Genomic DNA, 13817 nt, shown 5'->3' on the forward strand with positions numbered 1-13817 from the left:
GCATCTCACCATGCCGATCAGCACCTATAAAGATTCGTGCGACACGGAGCGCTATCGATGTCCCCTCGCCTTACCCGCCAAGCCCCTACACCTTCCCGCGTGCTGTCGCTGCTGACCGCCGCCATCCTGATGGCCGGTACCGCACCGCTCATGGCCGCCACGGCCACCGAGCAGTCGACCCGCAAAATGGGCGACTACGCGTTCGCCATTCCCCAGCAATCATTGGTGTCGGCACTCAATGCCTTTACCGCCGTGACGGGCTGGCAGGTCGGCGTGTCGTCGGAGCTGGCGCAAGGTGTGGCCTCACCGGGAGTACGCGGCTCGCTGTCGCCGGAGAACGCCCTGGATCGCCTGTTGGTGGGGACCAACCTGGGCTATCGCAAACTGGGCAACAACAGCATCGTCCTGGAAAAACGCAGTGGTAGCAGTGCCCTCAATCTGGATCAGGTCACCATCAGCGCCACCCGTAACGAACAGGATGTGAACAGCGTGCCGAGCACGGTCTCTGTCTACACTCGCGAAGATCTGGACCGCAACAACGTCAATACCATCAAGGAACTGGTGCGCTACGAACCCGGTGTTTCGGTGGGTGGTGCAGGCCAACGCGCCGGCATCACGGGCTACAACATTCGCGGCATCGATGGCGACCGCGTGCTGACCCAGGTCGATGGCGTGCAGGTGCCCGACGGTTTCTTCAACGGCCCGTATGCCCAGACCAACCGCAACTATGTCGACCCGGAAATCGTCAAGCGTGTGGAAATCCTCCGGGGCCCGGCATCGGTGCTGTATGGCAGCAGCGCCATTGGCGGCGCGGTCAGCTACTACACGCTGGACCCGGACGACATCATCAAGCCGGGCAAGGACGTCGGCGCGCGCCTGAAAACCGGCTACAGCTCCGCCGACGACAGCTGGCTGACTTCCGGCACCGTCGCCGGCCGCACCGGCGAGTTCGATGGCCTGTTGCATCTCAGTCAACGCAACGGTCATGAAACAGAGTCCTTTGGCGAAACCGGCGGCACTGGCCTGAACCGTACCGAAGCCAACCCCCAGGACGCTCGCACCACCAGCGTGCTGGCCAAACTGGGCTGGAATTACGCCGACGACGCGCGTTTTGGCCTGACCTACGAGCATTACAAGGACGACCGCGACACCAATCAATTGAGCGCGGTGGGCGGACCGTTCAATGCCGGACGCGGTATGGGCTTCTATAAGTCCCGTACCGGTAACGACACGATCACCCGAGAACGCTTTGGCCTGGAACACAGCTTCGGCCTGGACAGCGCACTGGCTGACAACATCAAGTGGACGCTGAACTATCAGATCGCCAAGACCGACCAGAGCACCGAAGAAATCTACGCGCCGCCGTCGCGGACCGTGTTGCGTAACCGCGATACGACTTACAAGGATCGCCAATGGGTGTTCGACGCCCAGGCTGACAAGTCGTTTGCCATCGCCGACACCGAACACCTCTTCACCTATGGCACCACCATCAAGCAGGACAAAGTTACCGGCCTGCGTACCGGTACCGGCACCTGCCTGACCGTGGCCGGAGCGTGCCGGGTCATCGGTGCCCCTAGCGCCACCGACACACTGACACCCGCCAGTGACTTCCCGGACCCGACCATCAACAGCTACGCCCTGTTCGCCCAGGATCAGATCAGCTGGGGCAACTGGACCTTCCTGCCCGGTGCTCGCTACGACTACACCCAGCTCAAGCCGCACATCACCGACGAGTTCCTGGCCACCGCCGACCAGAGCGGCAACGGCGTGGTGAGCGACGAGACCAAGACCTGGCATCGCCTGTCGCCGAAGTTTGGCACCACCTACAGCTTCAACGATCACTACACCTGGTACGGCCAGTACGCCGAAGGCTTCCGCACCCCGACCGCCAAGGCGTTGTATGGTCGTTTCGAAAATATCGCCGGCGGCTATAAAGTCGCGCCTAATCCGGACCTCGAACCGGAAAAGAGCAAAAGCTACGAGACCGGTTTGCGCGGCAACTTCGAGCAGGGCTCGTTTGACTTGGCCGTGTTCTACAACAAATACCGCGACTTCATCAACGAGAACGCCATTACTCCGGGCTACACCGAGATCACGTTCCAGAGCAACAACATCAAGCACGCCACCATCAAGGGTGCCGAGATCAAGGGCCGTCTGAACCTCGACGCCTTCGGTGCGCCGCAAGGCCTCTATACCCGGGGTTCGGTGGCCTATGCCTACGGTCGCAACGACGACAACGGCGAGCCGCTCAACAGCGTCAACCCGCTGACCGGCGTATTCGGCCTCGGCTACGACCAGGACACCTACGGCGGCTTGCTCAGCTGGACGCTGGTGAAGAAGAAGGACCGCGTCGACAGCACCAGTTTCAAAACCCCGGACGGTACCAGCACCCAGTTCAAGACCCCCGGTTTCGGCATTCTGGACCTGAGCGCGTTCTACAAAGTGACCGACGACGTGACCATCAGCGGCGGCGTCTACAACCTCACCGACAAGAAATACTGGCTGTGGGATGACGTGCGCGGCTACGACAGCGTCGGCGAAGCCTCGGTGACCCAACCGGCCAACCTCGACCGCCTGACCCAGCCGGGTCGCAACTTTGCGGTCAACCTGATCTGGGATATCTGATCCGCTCATCTCGCCGGGCGGTTTCATCACGCCGCCCGGCGAGGAATTTTTACTGTCAGGCGCCTTGCTGTTCGTCTCGTTACCAAGCGCCTCATCTTTCTCCAAGGAATTGCCATGACTACCCAGGCCACTGCACAACGCACCAACCTGCGTTCGCAACGTTTGAACCAGATCACCAACGAGCCACACAGCAAGCTCGATGCCCTGGTCAAGGCCCATGCTCCGTTTGAAACCCCGGCCAGTTTCGCGCGCTTCGTGGTGGCGCAGTACCTGTTCCAGTCGGAATTGGTGTCGCTGTACAACGATGCCGAACTGACCGCCATCGTCCCGGACCTGCCGGCCCGCTGCCGTGCCGATGCCGCCAGGGCCGACCTCGCGGACCTGGACACCGACGTGCCGGCACCTGTGGCCGGTGCACTGAAGCACCCGACCAAGGCCGAGGCCCTGGGCTGGATCTTCGTCTCCGAAGGTTCGAAGCTCGGCGCGGCGTTCCTGATCAAGCGTGCCGTGGGCCTTGGCCTGAGCGAAACCTTCGGCGCCCGCCACCTCGGCGAACCGGCCGGCGGCCGCGCTGAAGGCTGGAAGCGCTTCGTCAAGACCCTGGACGGTCTGGCATTCAGCGCCCAGGAAGAAGCCGAAGTGGAAAAAGGCGCCATCGACGCGTTCAACCGTTTTACGGTGTTGCTGGAGCAGGCTTACGCTACCGAAGCTGCCTGACACACCACTGCCCCTGTGGGAGCGAGCCTGCTCGCGATGACGGAATGACATTCAATAGAGATGTCGACTGTAAGACCGCTATCGCGAGCAGGCTCGCTCCTACAAAGGGCCGGGTCAATCTGCAGGATCTCCATTCAGCGTCACACGCCTCCCGAGCCCATGCCCGCATCAACAAAACTCTCCCGCCTCCTCTTCGGCCTGCTGGCCTACGTCAGCCTGGGCGTCGGCCTGATCGCCATCGTCATACCCGGCCTGCCAACCACCGAGTTCATCCTGCTGGCCGCCTGGGCCGCAACCCGAAGTTCGCCGCGCCTGAGTGCCTGGCTGGAAAACCACCGGCTGTTCGGCCCCATCCTCCATAACTGGCGCAACGGCAGGATCATCGCGCGCCGGGCAAAAATCAGCGCCACTGTCAGCATGCTGTTATGCGCCGGTCTGATGCTGGTGATGCTCGATCACGGCTGGCCGATTTACCTGGCAATTGCCGGTATGGGGCTGGGCAACCTGTGGATCTGGTCGCGACCGGAATCACTGTCGCAATCAACCTGAAACCTCTTCAAACCGCCCTGTATCAGCCGGCAACGGCACACTTGAAAGTACCTACTTCCTGTTCGGATTTCTCCTACGTGTTTATCAGGTCATCCATTTCTGTGTCTGGCCGTTAAGCACCATGACGCCCACAACGAGAAGCTGACATGAATGTAAGTGCCGCTGCATCTTTTCAAGTTCCGTATCCGCAAACAGTGAAGGCGAACACGGAAAAAGCCCAATCCAAGAAAGTCGAAGGCTTTGTAGTAGATGAGAAAAGGGTGAATTTGACCATCGAGAAACTCCGGTCCCCTATAAAAACAGGTATCACTAGCGAAGATCTGGATGAGTTGGAAAAATTTTTGGAGGTATCCGGTACAGGCAGCAAGTATTCCGGCCTGCGTTATGAAATAAAGTGCCATAGAGACCTAATCCTTTGGGCTAAAGAGCTTCGCGCAGGAGATATGCTCCATGATATGGAAGGGATATACGCCAACTTCAAAAAAGACCTGCAAAGTAAATGGCCAGGCATGGCCAAAAACGTCATTGGTTTCACGATAGCCGAAGACGGTCGGTTGAAAGTCACTTCGCCCCCCAACACATTGACCCCCAAGGAAGAGGAAATACTGAATAGCCTGTTGAACAAGACCAAAGGCTTGCAAGCCTTGACTCTCAAGCACGCAATCGCCGTGATCGAACTGGTCCAGCTGGACAAGCCACAGTTCGAGGGCAAGGTGAAACTGGACTTGAGCAACTTCCATACGCTGATTGACTATGGATTATTGTTGAGCAAAGGCGCATTGGACCTGAGAAGCCCGGACTCTTGGCTGGACCAATTGCATAAAAAGTCCGACCAGGATCCGAGCGTGAAAAAGCAGGGACTGCACATCGAGGCCTGATCGTATGATTCGCTCGGCAAAGCGCTCATGCACACTCGCTTTGCCGGGAACATGACAGCCCTAATTACGCAACATCCTTTGATAGCATATCTGTGCGAATGAAACGTTCGGCACTCTGCGACCTCCCACCCCCGACGCGTCTTTGCCTTTAACCTGGATCAACCAATACCCCCGGTTGTATTCGACTTCCCACTTATTGCGATATTTGCCACTGCTGGTCCAGAAAGGGTCAGACTTCAATTGGCCGTGACACCCGTCCAACTGAATGGCGCCCGCAGCGTGACCAGTACCGTCTGTTACAAGATCGAACGAATCCTCATCCGCCCCCTTGTTCAATTTTAAAGTAGCGGTACCACCCTCGAGTGGGTTACCTGTCGAATCCTTCAACCGGACCGACCAATTCAAAACTCTGTAGGCCTGTGTGGTCGCCCAGTAGGACGGTAACTCGCCTGCATCGCCCTGGACGTGACTGTCGGCGTAATAAGGTGCTGAACCCAACTTAAGGTCGTAGGTATCACCCACCACGAACGGGCCAGACAGCGTCTTCGAGATGCGAACCTGAACGGCTTGACTCGGCTCCAGGCCAGACACCGCAAAGGGTTCCCCCCAAGGGATATTCACCCAGTTTTCATTGCGACTATATTCCAGAGTCAATGGCCCGCCTTTTGTCACACCCGCATGGATCAACACGTTCTGTCCCCGTACGGCGATGAAGCTGTAATGCTTCACATCGGTTTCGTCAGCCAGGCTGTCCTCGAGCGTGTTCAGTTTGTCCGGCAGTACCGTTACCGCCGTTGTTACTTGAGAGGCGGTACATATATATGTTGGAGCACACACCCCCAGCCCGTCGCCTCAAAACTCGAGACGTGAACTCCTCCTGAATCCGCCCCGCGTTTTTCCTATTTTTAACCCCATTTTCGGCACATTTTCCTGCGCAAACGTTCAACCAATACCGTTCGTCGGGTTGCCCCTCATGTAACCTCAACGCCACGCCGATGTGCATTGATCGGCGCTAAATGGATTTAGCGAGTGAGCCGCAACGGCCCACAGCCAACACTTCATCCATTCGCGAGCTCGCCCTATGTTCGACTCACTGTCCATCCGCCTGAAAATCGTCCTGCTGTCCGGTCTGTGCCTGCTGGGCGTAGTCGCCTTGATAGTGGGCATGAACATCTACCAGACCAATCAGAACGATGACCTGGTCAGCGATTCCAGCAGCACAATGCTCACCACCAGTGTGCAGGACCTGCTCCAGGCCAAAGCCGCCGAGCAAGCGGTGCGGGTGCAGAAGACCTTCGGTGAAACCCTGACGGTGGTGACCGCCCTGGCCGACCAGATCAAGGACATGCGCACCCTGGCCGCCAAGCGCTCGCTGGAGCCCGGCGCTTTGCGTGAGGAATTGAACCAGAGCCTGAAAACCGCCTTCGAGCGCAACAGCAAAGTGCTGGGGATCTGGCTGGCCTTCGAACCCAACGGGCTGGACGGCAAGGACAGCGAATTCGCCAACGACGCCGCCCGCCAGTCCAACGAGATCGGTCGTTTCGCCACCTACTGGAGCCGCGCCGGCGGTGAGTCGTTGAACACAATCATGGTCGAAGAGGACATGACCAAAACCACCCTGAACCTCAGCGGCACGCCGTACAACGTCTGGTACACCTGCCCGCGGGACAGCAAGCGCATCTGCCTGCTCGACCCCTACGCCGATACGGTCGGCGGCAAGGAAGTGTTGATGACCACCATTTCCGTACCGCTGCTGGTCGAAGGCAAGTCCATCGGCGTGGTCGGTATCGACATCGCCCTCGACGCCCTCCAAGCGGCGGCGGTCGACTCCCAGCGCGACCTGTTCAACAGTGCCGGGCACATGCTGATCGTTTCCGGCACCGGCGTGCTGGCCGCCTACAGTGTCGATGCCGGCAAAGTCGGCAAGAACATCGGCGACACCCTGGGCGGCGATGGCAAGGACATCCTGCAATTGCTCGCCAATGGTGCGCCGAAGATTCTCCAGCAAGGCGACCTGATCCGCGCGGTGTACCCGGTCAGCCCGATTAGCGATGCCAAGGCCTGGGCCGTGGTGATCGACCTGCCCAAACAAGTGCTGCTGGCCGATTCGGTGAAGCTGCAAGCGGTGCTCGACGATGCCCAGCAAAGCGGCACACTCAAGGCGCTGTCGGTGGCGGTGATTGCCGGCCTGCTCGGGCTGTTGCTGATGTGGCTCACCGCGTCCGGCGTGACCCGCCCGATCAACAGCGTGGCCGACATGCTCAAGGCGATTGCCAGTGGCGACGGCGACCTGACCCAGCGCCTGCACTACAGCAAGAAGGACGAGCTGGGTGAACTGGTGGGCTGGTTCAACCGCTTCCTCGACAAGCTGCAACCGACCATCGCGCAGATCAAGCAAAGCATCACCGATGCCCGTGGCACCGCCGACCAGTCTTCGGAAATCGCCCGCCAGACCAGTGAAGGCATGCAGGTACAATTCCGCGAAATCGACCAGGTCGCCACCGCGTCCAACGAAATGAGCGCCACCGCCCATGATGTCGCCAACAGCGCCTCGAACGCGGCCAACGCGGCGAAAGGTGCCGACCAGTCGGCCCGCGACGGCATGTCGATCATCGAGCGCAGTACCCGCGACATCAATCAACTGGCCGAAGAAGTCAGCAAGGCCGTGACCGAAGTCGAAGCCCTCGCGGTCAACAGCGAGCAGATCGGCTCGGTGCTGGAGGTGATTCGCAGCATCGCCGAACAAACCAACCTGCTGGCGCTCAACGCCGCCATCGAAGCTGCCCGTGCCGGTGAAAGCGGTCGTGGCTTTGCGGTGGTTGCCGATGAAGTGCGCAACCTGGCCAAGCGTACCCAGGATTCGGTGGAAGAGATTCGTCTGGTGATCGAACGCATCCAGAGCGGCACCCGCGGCGTGGTCGCCACCATGCATTCGAGCCAGACCCAGGCCCACAGCAACGCCGGGCAGATCCAGCAGGCGGTCCAGGCCTTGGGCAAGATCAGCGACGCGGTCACCGTGATCAGCGACATGAACCTGCAAATCGCCAGCGCCGCCGAACAGCAAAGCGCCGTCGCCGAAGAGGTCAACCGCAACGTCTCGGCGATCCGCACCGTCACCGAAACCCTGACCGGCCAGGCCACGGAATCGGCGCAGATCAGCAGCCAGCTCAATTCCCTGACCACCCACCAGATGAAGTTGATGGATCAGTTCCGCGTTTAAATAATCACCACATCCCCCCTGTGGGAGCGAGCCTGCTCGCGAAAGCGGTCTTTCAATCAACATTGATGTTGAATGTAATTCCGTCATCGCGAGCAGGCTCGCTCCCACAAGGTTTCACATGATCCAGCCATGTTTGAACTAAGATCTGGCTCTCACTCCAGAGGGCCCTTCGATGACTGATCTGCTCACGTCCATTCAAGCCGCACTCGGTTTGCCTCATACCCCGATTCCATTCACGTCCAGCGGCGCCCTGCCCTCGGCGTTTGCCGTCACGGATCTGGCCTGCGCCAGCATTGCCGTCGCAGGCCAGGCCGCCAGCGAACTGCTGCACCAGCAAACCGGGCGCCTGCCCGACCTTGAAGTTGACCGGCGCCTCTCATCATTCTGGTTCGCAACCTCGATTCGCACGCTTGGCTGGAGCGTTCCGCCGCTGTGGGACCCGATAGCCGGTGACTACGCCACCCGCGATGGCTGGATTCGCCTGCACACCAACGCGCCCCACCACCGCGCCGCCGCCGAAAGCGTGCTCGGCGCCTGTACGGACCGCTCAGCGATGGCCGGCAAAGTGGCCCGATGGGCGAACAACGAACTGGAGCAGGCGGTGGTCGATGCCGGTGGTTGCGCCGCCGAAATGCGCACCTGGGAACAATGGCAGGTCCATCCTCAAGGCCAGGTAGTGAATGCCGAACCCTTGATTCTGTTCGCCAACCACCCAAGCCAGAGCCGCAAACCGTGGACAGGTTCAGTTGCTCGACCGTTGGCCGATATCAAGGTGCTGGATTTGACCCGAGTACTGGCAGGCCCCATTGCCAGTCGCTTTCTGGCAGGCCTCGGTGCCGATGTCTTGCGCATCGATCCGCCGACCTGGAACGAGCCCGGGGTGGTGCCGGAAGTCACCTTGGGAAAACGCTGCGCGCGTCTTGATCTGAACGACAGGTCCGACCGCGCCGTATTCGAATGCCTGCTCAAGGACGCCGACATTCTGCTCCACGGCTATCGCGCCGATGCACTGGAGCGACTTGGCCTGGGCATGAATGAGCGTCGGCAACTGAACCCCGGCCTGATCGACGTTTGCCTCAACGCCTATGGCTGGAGCGGCCCCTGGCAAAACCGGCGGGGCTTCGACAGCCTGGTGCAGATGAGCAGTGGCATCGCCGAAGCGGGCAGGCGCTGGAAACAGGCGGACAAGCCGACGCCATTGCCGGTACAGGCCCTCGATCACGCCACCGGGTATTTGATGGCGGCCAGTGCGATCAGGTTGTTGGCGCAGCGGTTGAACGACGGTACGGGGGGCTCGGCCCGGTTGTCGTTGGCGCGTACGGCAAGGTTGTTGATCGAACAGGGTGCCGGCCCGAATGAATCGTTGCGTGGCGAAGATCAACACGATCAGGGGCTACAGATTGAGCAAACGCCCTGGGGGCCGGCGCATCGATTGCAGCCGCCCCTGAAGATCATCGGAACGCCGCTGCAGTGGGCATTGCCCGCGACTGAGCTGGGTTCACATCCCGCGCAGTGGGGGTGACTTTCAGATGGCTATCGCGAGCAGGCTCCCCACAGGTAACCGGGTTCTCCCGGACGACCGCGATCAAATGTAGGAGCGAGCCTGCTCGCGATAGCGCCAGCAGAGACAACACTAAACTCGCTCCCGATCAATCAGGGCGACTCAACGAAGTCCACAACACCTGCGCCGCATACCCCCGATAAGGCCGCCAGGTTTCGGCTCGCGTTAAAAGCTGCCGCGCCGTCACCGGCCCACCTTCCAGCGCCGTCAACGCATTGATCAGCCCGACATCACCATTGGGAAACCCATCCAACTCCCGCAACTGACGCAAGGCAATGTATTGCGCCGTCCAGTCACCAATCCCGTGCAAGGCCAGCAACCGCGCTACGCCCCCCTCCCGGCCGGGCTCAAACAATCGTGGATCATCGAGCAGTGCCTGAGCCACCCCCGACAAGGTCCGGCCTCGGCTTTTCGGCATGCCCAGCGCTGCCAGATCTGCGCCTGCCAAAACGCTGGCCCGGGGAAACACATGGGTCAAACCCGGTAGCTCTGAACTCAACGGCACACCGTACTGCGCCACCAGTTTCCCCGCCAATCTGATCGCCGCCGCCACCGTGATCTGCTGCCCCAGTATCGCGCGGATCGCCAATTCCAGCCCATCCCAGGCCCCCGGCACACGCAGCCCGGGGCGCTCGGCAATCAACCGGGCCATTAGCGGATCAACCGCTAAATGCCGATGGATCGTGGCGAGGTCGGCATCCAGATCAAACATCTGCCGCACGCTTGCGACGATTTCGGGCACGGCGTTCGAGTCGGGAAAATCCAGCGTCAGCTCCAGGGCATCAGACGTAGCAGGTCGAATAGAAAAGCTGCCGTGCTTACCCTTCAGTTCGATGCCGCGCGAGTAAACGCCGCCGGCAACCGTCTCCAATCCTGCAATCGCCCGCGCCGACAAAAAACCCAGCATCGCCGGCCAGTCATAGGGTGGCTGGTACGCCAGCAACACCTTCACAGGCTCGACAACCCGCTGTACAAGCCATAGGCCGCCAGACCCGCATGGCCCAGAGCGATGCGAGCAATCATCGGGCCCACCACCAACGCGCTCAATGCGCTCAATGCGCTCAAGCGAAGCTTGTTCAGTGATTGCGACATCGTTGCATCTCCATTTTTCGGGCGGCAACTGCCGCGAGACCGTCACATAGCGGATGTTAATTAAATTGATGAAGAGTAATGACGTTTATTGAATAACGCCAACAACCGTCTTTTAACTTGCACAAAACGGCTAAATGGTCGTCGATATAACCATTTGCTTTATACGTTTTATTAATACATCAATTTTGTACAAAACCCGTTAAGAGCATTTTCAGATCCTGAACAACCAACTAACGTCATAATTCGAAACAAATGCAAAAAAGTTCTTAAATAACCTGCAAAAGCCTCTAGAACAAGCATTACAGACAGCCACCCTGCAAACAATGGCACTCTGCCAACAAACTGTAGCACTCTCATTTAGTGATCCAAGTCAGCTGATTGGATAGCCAACGGAATTAGTCTGTTGCCTCTCTTCTCCTGCATTGGAGTCATGCAATGTCTGAAGCACCCGGAAAATTGAAACTCGGCGCGCTGATTGCGTTAGTCGTAGGTTCAATGATTGGTGGCGGGATCTTTTCCTTGCCACAAAACATGGCCGCCAGCGCGGATGTCGGCGCCATTCTGATCGGTTGGGCGATTACCGCGGTCGGCATGCTCACCCTGGCATTCGTGTTCCAGACCCTGGCCAACCGCAAACCCGATCTTGATGGCGGTGTCTACGCCTACGCCAAGGCCGGTTTCGGCGACTACATGGGCTTCTCGTCCGCCTGGGGGTACTGGATCAGTGCCTGGCTGGGAAACGTCGGGTACTTCGTACTGTTGTTCAGCACCCTCGGCTACTTCTTTCCGCTATTTGGGGAGGGCAATACCCCTGCTGCCGTGATCGGCGCCTCGGTGCTGCTCTGGGCCGTACATTTCCTCGTACTGCGAGGAATCAAGGAAGCCGCGTTCATCAACCTGGTGACCACCGTCGCCAAGATCGTGCCGCTGCTGCTGTTCATGTTGATCGCGTTGTTCGCTTTCAAACTGGACATCTTCACCGCCGACATCTGGGGCTTGAAGAACCCGGACCTTGGCAGCGTGATGGATCAAGTGCGCAAAATGATGCTGGTCACCGTGTGGGTGTTCATCGGCATCGAAGGCGCGAGCATCTTTTCGGCCCGGGCGGAAAAACGCAGCGACGTGGGTAAGGCCACCGTGATCGGCTTTGTCACCGTGCTGCTGTTTTTGGTCCTGGTCAACGTGTTGTCGCTGGGGATCATGACCCAGCCGGAACTGGCCAAACTGCAGAATCCGTCCATGGCCGCCGTGCTGGAACACGTGGTCGGTCACTGGGGCGCGGTGCTGATCAGCGTTGGTCTGATCATCTCATTGCTGGGGGCGCTGCTGTCGTGGGTGCTGCTGTGCGCGGAGATCATGTTCGCTGCCGCCAAGGACCACACCATGCCGGCGTTTTTGCGCAAGGAAAACGCCAACCATGTACCGGTCAACGCCCTGTGGCTGACCAACGCCATGGTGCAGATCTTCCTGATCATCACGCTGTTCTCGGCCAGTACTTACCTGTCGCTGATCTACCTCGCCACCTCGATGATCCTGGTGCCCTACCTGTGGTCGGCGGCCTACGCACTGCTGTTGGCGGTCCGCGGCGAAACCTACGAAGGCGCGCTGGCCGCACGCAAGAAAGACCTGTTTATTGGCGCCGTGGCCCTGATCTATGCGATCTGGCTGATTTACGCCGGTGGCATGAAATACCTGCTGCTCTCGGCCCTGCTCTACGCCCCCGGCGTGATTCTGTTCGCCAAAGCCAAGCTGGAAATCAACAAACCGGTTTTCACCAACGTCGAGAAGCTGATTTTCGCTGCGGTGGTCGTCGGCGCCGTGGTGGCGGCCTACGGTCTCTACGACGGTTTCCTGACCCTTTAGCCCCCTGTTTCCAGGATCACTACCCTTTTTTGTCATCTGGAGGATCACTGCAATGACCACGGAAAAAGTTAAGTACGGCGTCCATTCCGAAGCCGGCAAACTGCGCAAAGTCATGGTTTGCTCCCCAGGCCTGGCCCATCAGCGGCTGACCCCGAACAACTGCGATGAACTGCTGTTCGATGACGTGCTGTGGGTGGCCCAGGCCAAGCGCGACCACTTCGACTTCGTCACCAAGATGCGCGAACGCAACATCGATGTGCTGGAAATGCACAACCTGCTGACCGACATCGTCGCCATTCCCGAAGCCCTGGACTGGATTCTGGAACGCAAGATCACCGCCAACTCGGTGGGCCTGGGCCTGATCAACGAAACGGCCTCTTGGCTGCGCAGCCTGGAGCCACGCAAGATCGCCGAGTTCCTGATCGGTGGCGTGTCGGGCGATGATTTGCCGACCAGTTTCGGCGGCAAAGCCATCGAGATGTTCCGCGACTTCCTTGGCAACTCCAGCTTCATCCTGCCGCCGCTGCCCAACACCCAATTCACCCGCGATACCACCTGCTGGATCTACGGTGGCGTCACCCTCAACCCGATGTACTGGCCGGCACGCCGTCAGGAAACCCTGCTGACCACCGCCATCTACAAGTTCCACCCCGAATTCACCAACGCCGACTTCCAGATCTGGTACGGCGACCCGGACAAAGAACATGGCAACTCCACCCTTGAGGGCGGAGATGTGATGCCGATCGGCAACGGCGTGGTGTTGATCGGCATGGGCGAACGCTCGTCGCGCCAGGCCATTGCCCAACTGGCGGTGAACCTGTTCAAAAACAAGGCCGTCGAGAAAGTGATCGTCGCCGGCCTGCCGAAATCCCGCGCGGCGATGCACCTGGACACCGTGTTCAGCTTCTGTGATCGCGACCTCGTCACGATCTTCCCGGAAGTGGTGAACAAGATTGTCGCCTTCACCCTGCGTCCCGATGAAAGCAAGGCGGGCGGCATCGACATCCGCCGCGAAGAAACCAGCTTCCTCGATACCGTCGCCCAGGCCCTCAACCTCAAGGCCCTGCGCGTGGTGGAAACCGGCGGCAACAGCTTCGCCGCCGAACGCGAGCAATGGGATGACGGCAACAACGTAGTGGCCCTGGAGCCCGGCGTGGTCATCGGCTACGACCGCAATACCTACACCAACACCCTGCTGCGCAAGGCCGGTGTGGAAGTGATCACCATCAGCGCCGGCGAACTCGGCCGGGGACGGGGCGGCGGCCATTGCATGACCTGCCCGATCATCCGCGACCCGATTGACTACTAACCT

At 59.6% G+C, this 13817-nt stretch carries 10 protein-coding genes and 2 pseudogenes; 9 read left to right on the plus strand and 3 right to left on the minus strand.

Translation table 11 applies throughout. The features are described from left to right. Positions 1-57 precede the first annotated feature (57 nt). The 4 genes from BSF44_RS06230 to BSF44_RS06250 all read left to right on the plus strand — a co-directional run bounded on the left by BSF44_RS06230 (position 58) and on the right by BSF44_RS06250 (position 4769). The gene (locus BSF44_RS06230; protein ID WP_095942754.1) at positions 58-2625 is read left to right on the plus strand and encodes a TonB-dependent receptor; all 2568 of its coding nucleotides are present in this window, start codon (positions 58-60) and stop codon (positions 2623-2625) included. 114 nt (positions 2626-2739) lie between these two features. Then, the gene (locus BSF44_RS06235; RefSeq protein ID WP_095942755.1) at positions 2740-3342 is read left to right on the plus strand and encodes a biliverdin-producing heme oxygenase; all 603 of its coding nucleotides are present in this window, start codon (positions 2740-2742) and stop codon (positions 3340-3342) included. 159 nt (positions 3343-3501) lie between these two features. Further along, entirely contained in the window at positions 3502-3891 is a 390-nt protein-coding gene (locus tag BSF44_RS06245) for a YbaN family protein (protein ID WP_095942756.1), read from the plus strand. A 146-nt stretch (positions 3892-4037) separates the two neighbouring features. Then, positions 4038-4769 carry a hypothetical protein gene (locus BSF44_RS06250; protein ID WP_095942757.1) on the plus strand — a complete coding sequence of 244 codons (732 nt, stop codon included), beginning with the start codon at positions 4038-4040 and terminating at the stop codon, positions 4767-4769. Between the two features lie 60 nt (positions 4770-4829). Here BSF44_RS06250 and BSF44_RS06255 read toward each other — a convergent pair whose 3' ends face one another. Next, positions 4830-5498, minus strand: coding sequence for a hypothetical protein (locus BSF44_RS06255; protein ID WP_141250002.1), 669 nt, complete (start codon positions 5496-5498; stop codon positions 4830-4832). A 616-nt stretch (positions 5499-6114) separates the two neighbouring features. On the opposite strand from BSF44_RS06255, the pseudogene BSF44_RS31050 reads away from it, so the two are divergent. From BSF44_RS31050 to BSF44_RS06265, 3 genes and pseudogenes are all read left to right on the plus strand, one after another. Continuing rightward, a pseudogene (locus BSF44_RS31050) lies at positions 6115-7083 on the plus strand (chemotaxis protein); the annotation flags it as partial. 375 nt (positions 7084-7458) lie between these two features. Beyond that, positions 7459-7989 (plus strand): annotated as a pseudogene (locus BSF44_RS31055) (methyl-accepting chemotaxis protein); the annotation flags it as partial. A gap of 172 nt (positions 7990-8161) precedes the next feature. Beyond that, positions 8162-9511, plus strand: coding sequence for a CoA transferase (locus tag BSF44_RS06265; protein ID WP_095942760.1), 1350 nt, complete (start codon positions 8162-8164; stop codon positions 9509-9511). A gap of 127 nt (positions 9512-9638) precedes the next feature. Here BSF44_RS06265 and BSF44_RS06270 read toward each other — a convergent pair whose 3' ends face one another. Together BSF44_RS06270 and BSF44_RS30265 are read right to left on the minus strand one after the other, a co-directional pair. Beyond that, entirely contained in the window at positions 9639-10502 is an 864-nt protein-coding gene (locus tag BSF44_RS06270; RefSeq protein WP_095942761.1) for a DNA-3-methyladenine glycosylase, read from the minus strand. Beyond that, positions 10499-10642 carry a hypothetical protein gene (locus BSF44_RS30265; protein ID WP_172435310.1) on the minus strand — a complete coding sequence of 48 codons (144 nt, stop codon included), beginning with the start codon at positions 10640-10642 and terminating at the stop codon, positions 10499-10501. Before BSF44_RS30265 ends, BSF44_RS06270 begins: the two co-directional genes overlap by 4 nt. A 435-nt stretch (positions 10643-11077) precedes the next feature. Between BSF44_RS30265 and arcD the strand changes: the two genes are divergently transcribed. Both arcD and arcA read left to right on the plus strand, forming a co-directional pair. Next, positions 11078-12505, plus strand: coding sequence for an arginine-ornithine antiporter (arcD, locus tag BSF44_RS06275; protein ID WP_095942762.1), 1428 nt, complete (start codon positions 11078-11080; stop codon positions 12503-12505). A 52-nt stretch (positions 12506-12557) separates the two neighbouring features. Next, positions 12558-13814 (plus strand): arginine deiminase, encoded by a 1257-nt coding sequence (gene arcA, locus BSF44_RS06280; RefSeq protein ID WP_095942763.1) that lies wholly within the window; start codon positions 12558-12560, stop codon positions 13812-13814. Positions 13815-13817: the final 3 nt, after the last annotated feature.

This window comes from Pseudomonas sp. ACN8, from assembly GCF_002303925.1.
Taxonomy (GTDB): Bacteria; Pseudomonadota; Gammaproteobacteria; order Pseudomonadales; family Pseudomonadaceae; genus Aquipseudomonas.